This window comes from Vibrio sp. T11.5, from assembly GCF_027587155.1.
Classification (GTDB): Bacteria; Pseudomonadota; Gammaproteobacteria; order Enterobacterales; family Vibrionaceae; genus Vibrio; species Vibrio neptunius.
Genome location: NZ_JAPPTP010000002.1, coordinates 180,808 through 199,128, shown reverse-complemented (window position 1 = coordinate 199,128; position 18,321 = coordinate 180,808). Strand labels below are relative to the sequence as shown.

Here is an 18,321-nt window from a genome sequence, read left to right as displayed (position 1 = left end):
CCTCAGTGAGAGGCTCATTGGGTGGTTAACCAAGTACAACGATGACATCGTTAACGCTGCCTTTTGGTTGTACGGGTATCGTGGCGCCAGACACTTTTTCTCCATTGACTAGGATCGATTTGACCCCTTTGCTCACTGAGTCTGGGTTCTCCACTCTGATGTTGTACGTTGCCTCTAACCATTGACGAATCACTTCGAAGCCCGGCCAGTTGGTTGGGATACATGGATCGACCGTCAGTCCGTCAAAACCTGTACGTACGCCAAGAATAAAGTTGGTGACTGCGAAGTAAGCCCAACCCGATGTGCCCGTTAGCCATGGGTGATTCGCACGCCCGTGATCTTGGTGGTCGCGCCCCATGATGAACTGCACGTAAGAGTAAGGTTCTGCAATCCGTTTTTCGATGATGTCATTTTGGTTGTATGGGTTTAGTGCATCGTAAAATTTCATTGCACGGTCACCACGACCTAATTTTGCTTCTGCAACCCAAGCCCATGGGTTTGGGTGTGAGAAGATAGCGCCGTTTTCTTTCACGCCTTGATAAACGCGAGTCACGAAGCCGATGTCATCGTTAGGCGTGGCGAAAGACGGCGAGTTGAGGTGTAAGCCGTATTCAGAGAACAGGTTCTCATCTACGGCATCCATTGCTTTCTCGCCGCGTTCTTGAGATACCGCGCCAGAGAGTACAGCTAAAGTATTTGACTCTAGGTGGACACGACCTTCTGCTTGTTGAGCTGTACCGATTTTGTCACCGCTCTTGGTTAGGCCGCGGATGTACCAACCGCCTTCATCATCCCAAAGGTGAGCTTCACATGCTTCGCGGACATTTGCTGCCATCTCGGTGTATTTCTCAACGTCAGAGTCTTTACCTAGATATTTCGCTAGGTCGATGAACTCTTGTAGCGCCCAGAAATGGAGGAACGACACCATTGAAGATTCGCCACCGCCTAGGTTTAGACAGTCGTTCCAGTCTGCGCGTAGACCTTTACAAATACCGGTTTGACCTACGTACTCAGCTGAGAAGTCTAATGCTGCTTTCATGTGGTCATAAACGCTGGCATCGCCACCATCTGCATAAGGGATCACCTCGTCGAAGAAGCTGTGCTCGCCGGTTTCCATCACGTACTTACAGATGGTTGGCACTAACCATAGGTGGTCATCCGAACACGTGTCTTCAATGCCGTGGATTTTGTCTTCGTCGGATGGGGTAGGAACAACCGTTGGCGACTTAGACGGTTTCACATCTGCTTTCTCTGGATCGAACCAGTCTGGATCGAATAGGTGCAGACCATAACCCGCTTTCACCTGACCGCGAAGTAGATCAACGATACGCTTGCGTGTCATTGCTGGGTTGGCATGAGGGACTGAAATCGCGTCCTGTGCGGTATCGCGGTAACCAAGGCCAGTACGACCACCCACTTCGATAAAGGATGCAAAACGAGACCACACGACACAGGTTTCTGCTTGGTATAGTGTCCAAGCGTTGATCATGGTGTCTAGACCTTCGTTTGGTGATTTCACTTGGAACTTGCCACAACGCTCATCCCAGTGGGCTTTGATACCAGCGAAGGCGTTATCGACTTCTGCTAGGTCTTGGTATTTAGCACGTAGGCGCTCACCATTGCCTTTGCCGATACCTAGAATGTAAGCAAAGCGAACTTCTTCACCTGGTTGGATGGTAAATTGCTTGTGCAGAGAACCGCAGTGGTTGTAACAAGTCTGAGCCGTGTTGGAGCATTGGCCCTTTTCCACGGCGATTGGGTTGGCTTCGTCGCGGTAAAGACCTAGGAAGCTGTCACGCTGACCGTCGTAAGAATCTGGAGAAAACGTCGAAGCAAGGTAGTAGAAACCTTCGAAATCGTTGGTGTTGTAGTACAGGTCGTATTCAATTACACCTTCATTGTAAGTCGTACCTGCGGAGTACAGAGACATCTGATGGTTTTGGTTGTCAGATTGGATATGGCTGAATGAGAATTCAACAAAAGAGAACGCGCTGATGGTACGTGGTTTTTCAGAGGTGTTCTTGAGCACCACATCCCAAATTTCAACGTCTTCGCCTTTAGGGACGAAGAGTGTTTTCGTCGCGGAAATGCCGCTGTATTCACACTTGAACTTAGAGTATGACAAGCCATGACGGACTTCGTAGTTTGCTTCATCTAGGCTTTTGGCCACTGGTTGCCAAGAGATTGACCAATAATCACCTGTTTCATCATCACGCAGATAAACGTAATGTCCTGGGCGATCGAAGGTCGCATTCGGGCGGAATTTAGTAACACGGTTGTATTCTGGCGAGTTGTAGAACGAATAGCCCCCCGCATTGTGCGAGATAACCGTACAGAACTTCTCAGTGCCTAGGTAGTTTGTCCATGGCGCAGGTACGTCAGGGCGAGTGATGACGTATTCACGATTCTCGTTATCGAAATAGCCGTATTTCATGTTTTATTCCTTTTCCTACAGCCACTGAAACGGTGGCTTAATGTATTTGCTAGAGAAAACTGCTAAGGGCTATGGCCGCCAGCAAAAGTTATTTCCAAGGGTTGCGATAATTGATGCCTTGTTTATCGAGTAAAGATAAGTGGCCTTTCAACCTTGCTTGATAGTCGTACCAGTCGCGATGTTGTTTCATTGTCCAGCAAGCTTCTGCTATGGCTGTCAGGCGAGGGAACACCATGTAGTCCAGCCGTTGCTGGTGGGAGACAAGTTCACACCATAGCGCGCACTGAATGCCGAGAATACGTTTACGGATAGGGTCTTCTTGTGGAATGTCAGCCAGAGGTTCATAGCGATACGCGCTTTCGAGAGGAATGACATTCGCCCAGTCGACGCCAGGTTCTTCAGGGGAATAATCCTGTGCCATATCTAGATAGGTCGATTGGGCTGGTTGTAGGACAACATCGAAACCTTGTTTGGCACACTTGAGGGCTGCCTCTTCACTCAACCAAGAATAAATTACGGTATCTTTGCTGACCTTATCTCCGTGCTGAGCTTCTTCCCAGCCGACCATACGCTTGCCCAAAGAGCGTAATTTTTGCTCGGCATATCGCAGCAGGTGCCCCTGAAGTTCTTTAGTATTCTGGTATCCTTCAGATTCCATTAATGCTTGGCAATTCGCGCTCTGGAGCCAAACGCCATCAGGCACTTCATCGGCGCCAATATGCACCCAAGGGGCTGGAAACAGACTGGAGACTTCTTCAAGCACTTTATCGAGAAACTCGTAAGTACCTGGTATTGCAGGAGAGAGAACATTATCGGTGTAATGCTGAATACTGCGATATTCCGATTTGTCGCTCGGATCGAGCAGTAATTCTGGAAGGGCTTTAATCGCTGCTCGGCAGTGACCCGGAATATCAATTTCAGGAATGACGGTAATACCTCGCTCTTGAGCATAAGCAATCACTTCTCTTACCTGATGCTGAGAATAATACCCGCCATATACTGGCGAAAGATGACTAAATTGCGGCTTGAGTGCCGAGTCTCTTCCCCGAAATGCCCCTACTTGCGTGAGCTGAGGAAAAGCGTTGATCTCCAACCTCCAGCCTTCATCATCGGTTAAATGCCAGTGAAAAGTATTGAACTTGTAGTGAGCGAGTTGGTTAATTAACCGTTTGATATCGTCGATTGAATGGAAATGGCGAGCGCAGTCGAGCATCATGCCTCGGTATTTAAAGCGAGGCTTATCCACTACTTTGACATAAGGTACTGATAATTGGTCGTTATCTTGTTTTATGAATTGCATTAACGTGGCACTGGCATGTACGAAACCTGCAGCCGATGCCGATTCAATCCTGACACCTGTAGCGGATACGATCAGCTGATACTGACTTTCATCCAAGGTTGGATTATTGCGAAACAGGATTTCGCTTTGACCAATGGCCTTGGCCTGATAGCCAAATAGAGTAGTTAGTTCTGTCTCTAGCCAAGTCGCTGCTTTTTCGGCTTGCGCAGTTTGCAGGGTAATCTGGCTGGAGGCCGATAAATGAAAGGTTCCACCCTGATAACTGATCTGGTTGGGTGCCGGGATCAGTGAGTGCTCCGCAGCAGGTATCGGGTCAAGTTGGGTGCGCTCTTGATAGGGGGAGGCGATAGCAATAGGCGTCAACGTCACTGCTAACTCATTAGCACCATTGTCACTGACAATCAAAGCATCTTTGAGGCCGTCAGTGTAAAAGCGCAATGGCGCTGTATTGATGCTAAATTCGCAGTAATAATGCTGATTTGCGTCGAGTGTGTAGCTATCCGGAGTAACAACGCAAAAGCTGCCTGTTTGTGTGATCGAACCGTGACTAAAGCTATCAGGAAGGATGTAGCGGTCAATGATGAACTGCAAATGCCAATTGTTTAGTGCTTGATCCGACAGATTGTGCAGCGTCAGACCAAAACGACAGTATTGCTTATGCTCAGACAGAACGGTGAGGTCAATTCGATAACTCATAGTATCCCCTTTAATACAGGTTATGCTCTGGTTTGCCAGCAAACATTAATGCCCCTTCAATGGCATCGAACTGGGGTTCAACAATCCACTGTTGAACAGGAGGCGAAAGCCAGTCATGCATACGCTCTGCTATGCTGCCCATTAGGCAGATTCGGTTGGCACCCTTCTTGTGTAAGGCGAGAATGAACATTTCAATGTCGGCTGCAGTTTGTTTAAGCAACGAGATAGCTAATGAATCGGCTTGGGCCGCATGGCGAAAAATCATTGGCGAAAACTGGCCATAGTCACGGGGTAAGGCGTTTTTCGACCAACTCACAATTTGGTCGACATCGTTGGAGAAGTGGGTCATCACTTCTTGGCACAAAGGCGTTTTTTCACCAATACCATCTTCAGCAAGAAGCACTTTTTGAATTAATGTCAGCCCCATCATGGCGCCACCGCCTTGATCGGAAATAGGAAACTCTCGCCCCCCTACAACATGCTGCTCATCACCGGACAAATAAATGCCACAAGATCCTGTCCCAGCAATCATAATCGCTCCACTGTCACCATTGTGAGCGCCTAAGCATGCCCCATAAGCATCAGTGTTGAATACGATAGAAGCGAAAGGGTGGGATTGAGCCATAAACTCATGCCAAACCGACCTTTGTTCTGCCCCTGCCAAGGCTAACCCTAAATGCATGTGTTTTAGCTGGGATGAGTCGAGTTCGGCTTTTTGCGCAGCGATTGTGACTGCGTCAATAATAGAATGAAGTGCCACATCGACCCCTAAAAGAATATTGGCGCTGCCACTTTTACCTTCTCCAAGTTGCTTACCGTGTTGATCTCTGATGCGTGCTCGGCAAGATGTGCCTCCGCCATCAATTCCGACAAAATACTCAGTCATGTTAGTGCTCCTCTATGCGACTGAAATGAGCTTGCTGAGCCATGATGGCAAGTAAATACCATGCACTATGAGGAATCCATTGCTCGCCCCAGCGCCAGTTTTGTAGCATGTCGTCTTTTTGTCCGGTTGGGTTAAATGCAATATCGTCTGAATCGTCGAAGCCTGCCGTTATGCCGTTACAAATCCCTCCTTTGGCATTAAAAAATCCAAGGTGTGGTAAATAGTCGGGATTGTTGCGTCCGTGCCCATCTAACATGCACATGTCATACGGGTTAAGGCCGAGAATCCAATTGAGAGCATTTTGGGCAAACTGGTTGAGCTTGTTTTTTTGCTCAGCGTCGCATAGATGCCGATGAGCGAGGTACACCATTGCAGACAATGATGCTAAACGGGCATTTTCTCCCTGCCACCAATAGCCACTCTCATTATCCTGAGCGATGAAGAAAGCGTCCTGTTTTACTTGATTGACGCCTTTTACATACTGACGTGGATAACCAAAAGGGTTGGCGACTTTAGTGGAAACCGTCAGTTCAAATTGACAGGCATACGTGATGGTATCGACTGTTGATTGGCGTCGTTGTGAGTCATCTTCGATCTCTAAATACAGGCATAGAGCAATGACAGGTAAGCCAGCTTCCGCCGCATGATAATAAGGACGTGAGCCGTCCTTATTCGCTGACCAGAAATTCTGGATAAGTGCATCTGACTGCTGTCGCTGCGTTAAACGTGCCGCCCAGTATCGGCTTTCTTCAAGATAGAAATGCTTTTGCGTTGTTTTGTAAAGTTCAGCGCAGGCCATCAGTGCGCAATACTCATCAATAATGTTTTCTTCGCCATCATTGAGGTAATGACAATTGAGCTCTTTCAGATGGTGGTAACCGGACTCAGCAGCATTCAGGTATTGCTGAATGGTAAATTCGCCATGGGTATCCAAACGTGCTGCTGCCGCTAATGCTGCGATGGCGATGCCACCACCTTGACGAAAGCCGGCCTGAAAGTCATCTGATTTGTGGCCGTCTTGCGTTGCGTAAGAGCATATTTCACGCTGCTCTGGGTCTTTCGACCAACTATCAAATACTGTGGTATAGAAATATCCCGATTCGTGCTGCATCCGGACTAGAAAATCGGCACCGTATAAGGCCTCTTCTTTGAGGCGCAATTGCGTAAATGCTGCAAGATTTGAGCTGGTCTCACATAACTCAAGACCTTTGAGTATATTCCACACCACCATTGGAATTTGTTGTGGGTTCAAGTAGTTGGCATAAGAGAGATGACTTAAATATTTGCTGACATCACCCGAGGCATCGTACCAGCCTCCACGAACGTCGACAGTTTGACTGCTGTTTAGTAGCGGTATGTTTTGATCCTGATGATCGTAGATGCCGCTGCTGCGTTGGGATTTAAAATAGTGCACTACGTCAGACAGTGTGGAGGTGAAGAGCAGATCTTGTGCGATCGAAAAAATAGAAGACTGGCAACTATTGTACTTAAGGTAATAGAGCCCTAGTGTTTCCACGCTGGAAAAATCAATGCGAAAAAAATACCCCTGGTGCCAATTTGCCACTCGAGTCCCAATCTCAACATCCAGTGATGCAACAGTCTGATGGCTATCTGCACAGACCAAAAGGGCAGTGAAAGATGGTAGGTTGGGTCCATCTGCCATCAGAATAGCCTGTTTTGGTCCCAGGGATTCATAACCAATATGGTTCGTAAGTAGCAGCATTAAAATCTCCGAGCAAATCTGATGAGCCAAGTTTTATAGGCTGGCTTCAACATGGTGTTAGCTTTGATACAAGTAACAACGCACAAAGTGGTTGTCTGACAGTTGAGTGACTTCTGGCAATTGTTCACGGCATTGATTGGTTGCATGCTGGCAACGTCCAGCAAACGGGCAGCCTAGGGAGTTAGGTGTCCAAAGAGGGATCTCTCCTTTCTTGCCTTTAAGTTGTTCATGGATCGACTTGCTTGGATCCGGCACAGCGGAAACCAGTAATTGAGTGTATGGATGTTGGGGAGTGTGAATGATCTGTTCTGTATCTCCCCATTCGACCATGTGACCGACGTACATTACGGCAAGATCTTCTGCGATGTAGCGCGCGGTTGCGATGTCATGAGTGATGTAGAGAAGTGACATCTGTTTTTCAAACTTCATCTCTTCCATCAAGTTAAGGACGCCCGCGCGAATCGAGACATCCAACATGGATGTTGGTTCATCTGCGAGTACTACCTCAGCGCCAACAGCAATATTACGCGCTAGGTTGACTCTTTGGCGTTGACCGCCGGAAAGTTGGTGCGGGAATTTTTGCGCGGTTTCCTTAGGCGGAATGAGTCCTACTTGCTCAAGCAAGTCGTAAACACGTTCTTCCAATTCCTTCTTATTCCCCGGTTTGACCTTTTTATGGATCAGCAATGGACGGGCAATATGATGGAAAATATTATGGGTTGGGTTTAGAGATCCAAAGGGGTCTTGCCAGACCATTTGCACGCCTTCGCGATAGGCCATTAGATCAGAACGAGAGCCAATGCTCTGGATATCACGCCCCTTATATTCAATGGTGCCGCTGGTTGGGGCATACATCTTTGCGATCATCTTGGCAGTGGTCGACTTGCCTGAGCCTGACTCGCCAACCACTGACAAGCCGCGACTTTTGTACATTTTAAACGATACGTCGTTTATCGCACGCATCATGGGTTGCTGCAGCGCATTACTGTTAATAGGAAAGTCTTTAACGAGATTTTTCCCTTCCACTAGTAGTTCACCAAATTCTTTGCTCATTATTGTCTCCAGTAATCGTTATGTTTTTGTCTTCCAGCGCTAGAGTTTGGCTTGGGCTATTGGCTCACCATATAGGTGGCAGTTTGAGAAACGACTTGGTTCTATTTGTTTCAGTTGAGTTGGTATCTTGGTGCAGGCTTCGTGGACACGATCGCATCGTGCTTGGAATCGACAACCTTGTGGAATTTCCAGCAGGTTGAGTGGGTTGCCAGGGATACCAGTCAACTTAGTTTTTGGACCAGTGAGTGGAGGGAAAGAGCTTCCCAGCCCTTTGGTGTACGGGTGGTAAGGGCTTTCTAAAATTTGCTTTGATGGCGCGACTTCGATCAATTCACCGGAGTACATAATGCCGATGCGATCTGAGAATTCGACCATCAGCGAGAGATCGTGGGTAATGAACAAGATAGAGAAACCAAATTCTTCTTTCAGAGCGTAGATCTTCTGAAGAATCTCGCGTTGGACCACAACATCCAAAGCAGTGGTCGGCTCATCCATAATGATCATTTTAGGATTGAGTGCGAGGGCAATGGCGATTACCAAACGCTGGCGCATTCCACCAGAAAACTGGTGAGGGTAGTCAGTCAAACGGCTTGGATGAATGTCTACAATTTCTAGTAACCCTTCTGCGCGTTTACGCGCTTGCTCACGCGTCATGTTGGTATGACGCATAATCACATCGCAAAACTGTTCTTCCATGGTTAGAACGGGGTTCAGCGCATTCATCGCACTCTGAAATACCATTGACATTTCGCTCCAGCGGAAGGCTTGCATTCTTTCATCGCTGTAGTTGAGGATGTTTTCGCCATTGAAGATGACTTGGCCCCCGGTAATAAATGCAGGCGGTTTGTGCAGTCGCATTAACGAGAACGCGACCGTTGATTTTCCGCAGCCTGATTCGCCCGCTAAGCCAAAGACTTCACCTGGAGCGATATCAAAGCTGACATTGTTGCAGGCTCGCACGTCGCCCGCTGCTGTAATGTAATCAACACATAAGTTACGGATAGAAATGAGTGGGGCTGTCATAATTATTTATCTCCGCTCCAAAGTGCATTTTGTGGTGCCAGTTCTGGCTCACGTTCTTTTTTGTCTTGCTGGGCTAGTTTTTTCCAACGTTTCATCCCTTTGTGCGAGCGCAGCTGCGGGTTAGCAATTTCGTCTACAGCGAAGTTAAGCAATGCCAATCCAGTCACAAGTAAGATAAGGGCCGCACAAGGTGCAAACAGTTCCCACCAAGCGCCAATAAGCATTGAGGATGAAGTTTGAACGTTGTACAGCATGATGCCCCAGCTAACAGTATTAGGGTCACCTAAGCCAAGGAAGGAAATGGTCGCTTCCATCATGATGGCGTACATCACTGAACCAATGAAACTTGCGCCAACAATAGGGATTAAGTTCGGCAGGATCTCGACAAAGATGATGCGCCAAGATGATTCGCCGAGTACTTCTGCGGCTTTAACGAACTCTTTCTCACGCAGAGCTAAAGTTTGTGAGCGAATGACCCTAGCGCCCCAAGCCCAAGCAGTTAGGCCAATGATCACGGCGATGGTTAATGGTCCGGCCTCGCCAATAAACGCGGCCAATACGAAGAGTAGAGGGTACTGTGGAATAACCAACATGATGTTCATTGCTGCGGTTAAAACGTCATCGATGCGACCACCGAAATAACCTGCTGAAATGCCGATCACAGTGGCTAGAAAGCACACAGTAATACCAGCACCAAAACCGACGGCAAGTGATACTCGAGCACCGTGGACAAACTGCGACCAGACATCACGTCCCATGCGGGTGGTCCCCAGTGTGTGATCGGCTTTTTTCGACATCAACAGCGTTCGGCGGTCTGTCGCTAGGTTTTCTGCCACCCAGCCGTCTGGGTTGGCTTGCGCTGATTTCACGATGAAAGCTGGGTACTCGTGTGGGTTACCTGTACGTTTGTCCGGTGCGTGTTTACTGAGCAGAGGTGCTGCAAGTGCAATAAACAAGAAGATGCCGATGATGATGCTGCCAATCAAAGCGATTGGGTTACCTATGATGAGTTTGATGAATCCCTTCATGATTATTTGCCTCCCTTACGTAGGCGAGGGTCAAGAACGACATAAAGCATGTCAGCCAATAAGTTAAAGAACAGCATGAATAGCGTCATGATCAGTAGCTGGCCCTGAAGAACTTGATAGTCACGAGCTTTAATCGCATTGAAAAGTACTGAACCTAAACCTGGGTAGTTGAAGATGATTTCAATGATCAACTGACCACCAATCGCCATACCTAGCGCCATGGATAAGGCGGTTACACTAGGTAACAAAGCATTTCGTGCTGCGTAATTGAAGACCACACGGTTCTCACTCAAGCCTTTGCCTTTAGCCATTGTGATGTAGTCTTCTGCTAGCAGGTTAATCATGTTATTACGCATATTGACAAGGAAACCGCCGATTTGGACCACAGACGCACAGAAAAGAGGAAGGACAGCATGATAAGCCACATCTTTAATGAATGCCCAGCTCGTCCAATCTGGAGATGTACCAGCGGTATACGCATAGCCAGTCGGGAACCACTTCAAGCCAATCGCGAAAATGAACATTGCAATCATAGCAATGACGACTTGTGGTACGGCTTGAATGATTAGCATGCCCGGTGTAATGAATGCGTCGTACTTGCTACCGCGCTTCCAAGCCGCGTAGATGCCCAGAATAGAACCGATAGAAAAAGACAGAATGACCGCTGTGCCCGCCAAAAATAGTGACCAGCCAAATGCGCTACCTAGCAAGTCATTAACGGCGAGTGGGTAAAACTGGATGGAAGTCCCCAGTTCCCAACTGAGTATGTTTTTCATGTAGGCGACGTACTGGACAAAGAGCCCACCATCAACAAAACCCAGCAGTTCTTTCATTGCGGCAATGCGCTCAGGCGTCACTTGGACAGATGCGTTAGCAAACATCATGGTGACCGGATCGCCCGGCATTGCCCGTGGAATAATAAAATTAAGTGTCGCGGCTACTAAAAGTGCGACAAAGTAAAATGACAAACGTCTTAAAAAATAACCCATAACTTACACCTTACTCGCCCAGATTTTCCCTGTTTCTGGTTTCAGGTCGCTCCTAGCGAAAGTCAAAATTGAGAGCGAACAATCCCCTGACGACTGGCGCCATACTTTAATTGGTTAAAGTTTTTGGGGAAAAGGCGGCGCACGGAATGTGCGCCACGCAGATGAACGCTTACTGAACTGGTTTTAGGTCCAGAACGTGAAGTAGACGCTCAGGAATACCAGCCCAAATGTTTGGACGGCCCTTGGGATTGTCTTTATTCCACCAACCAGTGAAGCGAGTTGTGTTGTATTGATACATGTAAGCACCAGACATGACAGGTACAGTTACTTGATCTGCGGCAATGATTTGCTGGATGCCGTGAGCAATTTCTAGCTGCTCGTTTTTATCAGCTGTTTTGTAGAAGCTGTTAAGTAGGCCATCTAGCTGGTCATTTTTGTAGAAGTGCATGGCAAAGCGAGGCATGCCATCACCAGATTGCAACGCTGAGTTGTAAGCACTGTTCCAGTAAGTGTAGGGATCTGCACCATGGAAGTAGTTGGTGTACGAGACATCGTAGCTACCTTCCAGCATGGCTTGGTTATACACAGAGAAATCCGGTGTACGAGCTTTGGCTTTGATGCCCACTTCAGCGAGCTGTTCTACCGCTAGCTGAACAGTATTGTTGAAGTCTGTCCAACCGTTTGGTGATTGAATCAAGAGCTCAAATGATTTACCTGACGGCGTGTCTACAAAGCCATCTTTGTTGACATCTTTAAAGCCTGCTTTGTCTAGCAGTGCTTTTGCCCCCCTAACATTGTAAGTGTTGTACGCTTTGTACTTATTGTGAACATTTTCGTCAGACCAAGCTTCAAATGCATAACCAAGGCCTGAAGCAAAGTCGTTAACTGTACCGCCACCGTAGTAAGCAATATCAATGATGGTTTGACGATCCAGTGCCATAGAGAACGCGCGACGGAAATCAACATTGCTCAAGGCTTCATGCTTAGCTGCATCTGGGTTATTGAAGTTGATGACGAATGCCTGAGTACCCGCTGGTGGATACCAGTATTGGTGGCTAGGGCTTGACGCTGCATACGTGCGGTCAATATCTGGAATAAAAGACGACGTCCAATCCATTTCGCCGTTAACCACTTTTCCAAGGAACTGATCATTGTTGGCGATTTGAGGTACCCGAAGACAATCCACTTCCAAGTTGTCTGCATCCCAGTAATTCGGGTTACGACACTGAATGTAGAGTTGCGCAGTAAAGGTATCGATTTCAGTGAACGGGCCTGAACCTACCGGGTTTTCGTTCGTGAAGGTCGCTGGGTTTTTAACATCCTTCCAAATATGCTCAGGAACAACTGGCACCTTAGCAATTTCGTAAGGAACATTAGAGTTCGCCTCAGTTAGGCGGAATTTGACTTGGTAGTCATTCAGTTTTTCAACACCAGCCACCCAAGAGTTGATACCACTTTGGTCCAGCTCTGGCTTCTCTTTTACTAGGTTAAAAGAGTAAACAACGTCGTTTGCATCAAAGGTTTCGCCATCTGACCATTTCACGCCTTTACGAATATCGAAAGTAACGCTCATTAGGTCATCAGACATTTTGAAGCTTTCAGCCAAACGGAATACAGGAGTGTTACCATGCATTTCGTTAAACACAACAAGAGGCTCGTATAAGAAGTCTGTTGTTGTGTGAAGGTTAGTGGCTCCTAAATACGGGTTAAAATTGCGTACAAAAGTGGTGAATTCTTTAGGGTGTACTGTTAGTTCACTGCGTTCAGCGGCGGTAGCGACAGAAGTAAATCCTGTTGTCGCTACTGCAATAATTGCTGTTGCTAGCGTTGTTCTTTTAATATTGGCAAGCATAGCTGTTCCTTACTATTTGCTTTCATTTCACTGTATGGAATCGAATGTCGTCAATGGATAGACGCTCCCTAAAACCTACCTCAATCGTATCCCTAATATGCGGAGGAGCATAAGGGGATTGAGTGGCCTGTAGGCCTTAGGCAAGTTAAGAAAACACCTTTACGTTAAATTTGGCAATTGCCCATCTCGTTAAAAACGTTAAAAAACATACGAAAGACGTTAATTTCGTTAATCCACTCTTTTTCTGCTCAAATATTGACTCGTTTTTTGATTGGAGTTGGATCGCATTATTGAAGATGATTAAGGTTGTAAGTGAGTGGTTACTTTCGTTTTGTGTCTTTTTTTTCTTTGGTTTTCTCCTGTTTTTGAGTATGTGAGACCATTGTCACTAAAGAGTTTTAGGGTTAATTTATAACGGAAAATTAATTCTGCCGTCTTGTTGTGATTATGTTCGCAAACTGAGTTATTTTCTTCAATGAGTTGCTAAATAACGGCCACTTTGGTTTAGTTAGGGCCAAATAGCATCGGATTTTTCCGCTTAAATTTAAGTTGTTTTATTTTGTGTAAAAACTTTTGATATCCAACTCATTTGATGAATTTGTCTTTGAGAGAGGTTAGACAAAACAAAGCCCGCTGGGCGGGCTTTTTAGTTGAGGCATCTAGTTGGTAAGAAGGTGTTGAAGCTTGTCTCGCAAGTGTTCAATATGAGTGCGTTCTGGACTCATTTCCTGACAATGTTCCAAAATGTAGTCCAAGGAATTTAGAACCGTTCGCCAGCGTGGTGTTTTTGGTAAGGTTTCTATTCGAAGGTATTTATCCAAAGTACGGGTTTGCAGTGTGCTCCGGTCAAGGTATACACGCCACAAACCACTTTGTTCAGCGAATACAAACTTGCTTTGGCCGGTAACATTCTCCCAGTAGAGCAGAGCACTCGCCATTGAATCGACCAGCACTTCACGCATGGTATCTTGCTTAGATTGGTTTTCCGCAGTCACACGATCAGCCAAGCGTGTGAATTCTCCACCAAGTTCTTTCAATTCCTGAAGCTTCGCTTTATCACCTTCAAAAGCGTAGCTAGATAGTGCTTCGATGGCTGTTTCAAGGTTGGTGATTCGCGCAGCATTGACTCCGCCCCCAACATCGAAAATATACATGGATTTTAGTCCTGACCCTTCAGGAAGTTTTAATATATCTGCGGATAAGTGTTGACGAACATCTTCAACATAAATATCAATAACGCCACAGTAGTGCTGCTGATCTACCATGAGGAATTTCGGTGCAATTAATTCATCCGCGTTGGAACGCCTCAACTGTTCTGTGGAGCGCTTAAATAGACGCGAGGCGGCATCATTGGTAAAGCGTATTTTATTGTCGTCGCGAACACAGATAATAGCTTCCGGTGCGGACTCTAATTGTTCTAATAAGCGTCCTTGTGTCTCCAATAAACTGGCTTCAACCATGGCGCGTTGTTTCAGCTCATTTTGCAACTGCTGATTTTCAATTCTACGCACCTCAGCCTTGCTAGCGGTTAAATGCGCTGTAATCCTTGCAGCGAGCTCTTGTTTATTAAAAGGTTTTGATAGGTAGTCATTGGCGCCAGCTTCAAAACCTCGAACTCGATCATCGGGCTGATTCAAGGCGGTAAGCATAATGACAGGCAACTGAGCATGGTCGTAGTCTTTGCGCAATACTTCACATACCTGGTAACCGCTCATTCCTGGCATCATGATATCGAGTAGCATCAGTTCCGGTTTTTCATGATGAACGGATTCAATAGCTTCTTCACCGTTTTTAGCGGTGCGTACTCGGTAGCCTTCAAGGCGAAGGAAGCTATCTAAGACACGTAGGTTGACGGGCTCATCATCGACTACTAAGAGTAAGGGGCCGTCTGGGTTTTCTGGTAAGTTTGAGCCTTCGAATAATTCGAGGTCATTATTTTCTGGAGCAATGAAATGTACGCCTTCGATATGATTTGCTAAAGATATCTGCTCGCTTGAGGCGATGGGCAAAGTGAAACTAAATGTTGTACCAACCATAGGTTGGCTACTGACGTACAGCGTGCCTCGCATTAAATCGATTAACTGACGGCTTATGGACAGCCCTAAACCTGCACCTTGCCGATAGCGGCTGCTATCGCTACCTGCTTGAATAAGTGGTTCAAAGATGTGCTCGAGCTGATCAGCTGGAATTCCCTGACCTGTATCCACCACCTGTACTCTGATATTTTCGTCAACTTGGGTAGCGGAAATAACGATTTTACCTTCAGTGGTGTATTTGATGGCGTTACCAACGAGATTGTAAAGCACTTGCTCTAAGCGTTGAGGATCAGCGCTTACCCATAGTGGCTCGTTAGGAACCTGATTAATGATGCGAATGGGTTTATTACCTAATAAATGATTAGATAGTTCGAGTACCAAGCGCGTGGCACCAGAGATATCGACTGCTTGGGTGTCGATATCGAGATTTCCGTAGCGCATTTTGTGGTAGTCAAGTAGGTCGTCAACCAAGGTTGCGAGTCGCTGGCCGCTACTGATGATGATGTCAAGTTGGTACTTATGATTGGCGGTAATTGGCCCATTAGCACCGGAGATTAGTGCTTCTGCGATGCCTACCATGCCATGGAGTGGTGTGCGTAGTTCATGAGAAGTGGTGGCGAGGAACTCGTCTTTCAGTTTATTTGCGAGTTGCAGTTCATCATTTTGTTTTTGTATCAGTTTAAGATTACTTTCTAGCTCCTCGTTCTGCTGTTTTATCAACAGTATTTTGTCTCGAATAGAGCGTTGCATGCGTTCAAAACTGATAGCCAGTCGACCAATCTCGTCCTTCCGCTCGGTATTGATCATATTAGTATCGAGGTCACCTGCCGAGACTTTTTCTGCAGCCCAGGTTAGCTTCAACAAAGGAGCGGTTATAAAATTGGATAAATAATGAGACGCGGCAACTACCAGCACGATTGCACATAGCATGGCAAAAACAAACACAGTTTCGAGTTGGTGGACCCGTGCAAAAGCCTCTTTTTCGGGAACTTCTACCACAATCGCCCAGTCGATACCTTTAAACGAAATTGGGCTGTAAGCCGCAATAGTCGCTTCACCGACCATATTTGTGTATGTTCCGAAATCGGTTTTGCCCTCTAATGCTAAATCAACCACTGCGCGGCTCTTGTCGATATCTTTTTGCTCGTACGCCATCGTTCTTGATTGATGGTCAGTACCGACCAGCAAGGTTTTCATTGCTGAGGCATTGTTTGTATCGGCTATTAGCTTGGTGATGCCATTGTTTGGTAAGCGGAACATGGCATAGCTGTGAAGGTAGCCTTGTTGGACGATAGGAGCGCCGAGCCAAGCGACAGGTTTACCTCTATCCATCTTGAAATCGGAAACAATGACGGGCGTATAGTCTTCATTGGATTTACGCTTTTTGGTGACTTGAGTTTTCAACTTATGGAAAGTGCTGCCTAAGTTGGTCTCTCGAAAACGACCAGTCAGTAGATTCGTTCCGTAGTTATCGTTTTTGTAGATCGAATAGGTGACATTACCTTCTAAGTCGACGAGCAAAACATCGTCGAAGTCAGAGCGTTTAAGCAGCTCTAGATAGGCGCGATGGTAGCGTTTATGAAGCAATCGGTACCGTTCAGAGCCATTGTAAACATTGGATTGAGGAAGGATTGACGTTTTTATTTGATCTCCAGAGCCTGGAATGTAACGTTGCTGCGCATAATCACGCGCTTGCTCAATATCTAAACCTAAACTTCGAAAGGCATTGACCAATCCATAAAAGCGGCCGCCACTGGCATAAGCCAGTTCGGAGCGCACGAAGCCCATGATCTCCGATTCTTTGGCATACATGTAATCGACGACTTGCTGCTGTTTGCTGTCACGCACTGAGATTAGGTGAGAGGTACTTTGTTCTTGTAGATCTTTGGTGTGAGATTGTAAAAAGAAGAGCGCAATAATGGTGAGAGGCGTAATACTAAGCACCAGAAAAGCCAACATCAAAGTGTGTTGTAGGCGCTTAAATCTTTGTTTTCGATACAACTTGAACATGAGCTAACTAGACTTTCCGTTGTCAAAGCAAGCGATAAACTTGCCTAAGTAAAAACGTAACTTTCTTTGAATGACAAAATTAACGAGTTTTTTTACTTTGACAAGTAAGTCTAAATTAAAGCGTGGTGAGATGCGCAAATTTTGCGATATTGGAAGAAATGAGCCCGATAGAAAGGGAAGGTTCGGGCCTATTAATTACTTCTTTGCGTAGTATATAGCGAATTTGTTGGTCTTATTTAGCGTCTCACAATTACCAAACGCCTGTTGAATAATGGGTGGGTACTTGAGAAAACTATTGGCAACAATCAACAGTTGACCATTGGTATTCTGGTATTTTGGCGCATTAGCTAATAGGGTCTCCGTGGCACTGTAGCTGGTATCTAGACCAGAATGAAAAGGCGGGTTACTGATAATAAATTGATAATCTTGGCTGGTATCAGAGTAAATGTCTGAGGCAAACACTCGTCCTTGTAATCCATTGGCGTCAAGTGTCGCTTTACTCGATTCAACCGCTAGTGCACTGATGTCGCACATTTCGAGTTCAATCTCAGTATGGCGCATTGCTATCACTGAGCCAATCACTCCGGCACCACAACCAAAATCCAATACTTTTCCTGACAGCGCTGGCAGAGAATCTAACAGCAATTGGCTACCAATATCGAACTGACCGTGACTGAATACACCAGGTAAACTTTTGATCGTCAGTTCATGCCCTTGATAGCTAACCTGATACTGCTTAAACCAATCGTTTAGATTGAACTCAGCAGGCTGCTCAAGGCATTGTCCCCAGTAAAAAGAACAACGTCTTGCCGAATCGAATTTATTGATTGGTCCATAGGGTTTAAACATCTTTTCGATGCTTTTTACCCCCGAGCGATTTTCACCAACAACGACGACTTCAGTTTCTGGCCCTAGTTTGGCCAGCAACATAGCCAGCAAAAACTCCGCTTCCGCTTTTGCTTTAGGCCAGTACAGTAGAATCATGTCGGCTTGAGTCTGCTGAGTAAACTCCGCGCCAAACACGGTAGTGAGCTGAGAGTGGGGCTCCAGCTGACGATAATATCCATAATTAGTCGTGAACACAGTGACGGACTCACAGTGTTTGGTTAGCTCTAGAGGGAACAGATCTTCTGATTCCCCAGCAACAAGAACATGTTTACCTTTAAAGTAGGCGAGTTGTCGTTGCGCAATTTGGCTCGGTGCAATATAGGCAGACATAATGGACTCTGACTGAAAAAAGACGGGGGATTTTCGCATAATCCCCCGCATTCTTGAAGTTTTCCTGTTCCTT

11 protein-coding genes are annotated in these 18,321 nt (G+C 46.4%); all 11 read right to left on the bottom strand.

The genetic code is table 11. The features are described from left to right. Positions 1-25: 25 nt before the first annotated feature. Positions 26-2,434, bottom strand: coding sequence for a GH36-type glycosyl hydrolase domain-containing protein (locus OH455_RS04070; protein WP_269980436.1), 2,409 nt, complete (start codon positions 2,432-2,434; stop codon positions 26-28). 88 nt (positions 2,435-2,522) lie between these two features. Further along, a complete protein-coding gene (locus OH455_RS04065) occupies positions 2,523-4,430 on the bottom strand; it encodes a beta-N-acetylhexosaminidase (RefSeq protein ID WP_269980435.1) in 1,908 nt (635 codons plus the stop codon). 10 nt (positions 4,431-4,440) lie between these two features. Then, positions 4,441-5,316 carry an N-acetylglucosamine kinase gene (locus OH455_RS04060; RefSeq protein ID WP_269980434.1) on the bottom strand — a complete coding sequence of 292 codons (876 nt, stop codon included), beginning with the start codon at positions 5,314-5,316 and terminating at the stop codon, positions 4,441-4,443. A gap of 1 nt (position 5,317) precedes the next feature. Beyond that, a complete protein-coding gene (locus OH455_RS04055) occupies positions 5,318-7,039 on the bottom strand; it encodes a glycoside hydrolase family 9 protein (RefSeq protein WP_269980433.1) in 1,722 nt (573 codons plus the stop codon). A gap of 57 nt (positions 7,040-7,096) precedes the next feature. Then, positions 7,097-8,092, bottom strand: a complete 996-nt coding sequence (locus tag OH455_RS04050; RefSeq protein WP_045976235.1) for an ABC transporter ATP-binding protein — start codon at positions 8,090-8,092, stop codon at positions 7,097-7,099. 39 nt (positions 8,093-8,131) lie between these two features. After that, positions 8,132-9,115 carry an ABC transporter ATP-binding protein gene (locus tag OH455_RS04045; protein ID WP_269980432.1) on the bottom strand — a complete coding sequence of 328 codons (984 nt, stop codon included), beginning with the start codon at positions 9,113-9,115 and terminating at the stop codon, positions 8,132-8,134. A gap of 2 nt (positions 9,116-9,117) precedes the next feature. After that, positions 9,118-10,143 (bottom strand): ABC transporter permease, encoded by a 1,026-nt coding sequence (locus OH455_RS04040; RefSeq protein ID WP_269980431.1) that lies wholly within the window; start codon positions 10,141-10,143, stop codon positions 9,118-9,120. Between the two features lie 2 nt (positions 10,144-10,145). Continuing rightward, a complete protein-coding gene (locus OH455_RS04035; RefSeq protein WP_045976232.1) occupies positions 10,146-11,132 on the bottom strand; it encodes an ABC transporter permease in 987 nt (328 codons plus the stop codon). Positions 11,133-11,301: 169 nt separating this feature from the next. Continuing rightward, a complete protein-coding gene (locus OH455_RS04030; RefSeq protein WP_269980430.1) occupies positions 11,302-12,984 on the bottom strand; it encodes an ABC transporter substrate-binding protein in 1,683 nt (560 codons plus the stop codon). A gap of 659 nt (positions 12,985-13,643) precedes the next feature. Beyond that, on the bottom strand, positions 13,644-17,030 hold the full coding sequence (locus OH455_RS04025; RefSeq protein WP_269980429.1) for a response regulator: 3,387 nt from the start codon (positions 17,028-17,030) through the stop codon (positions 13,644-13,646). A gap of 195 nt (positions 17,031-17,225) precedes the next feature. Continuing rightward, positions 17,226-18,248 (bottom strand): 16S rRNA (guanine(1207)-N(2))-methyltransferase RsmC, encoded by a 1,023-nt coding sequence (rsmC, locus tag OH455_RS04020; RefSeq protein WP_269980428.1) that lies wholly within the window; start codon positions 18,246-18,248, stop codon positions 17,226-17,228. Positions 18,249-18,321: the final 73 nt, after the last annotated feature.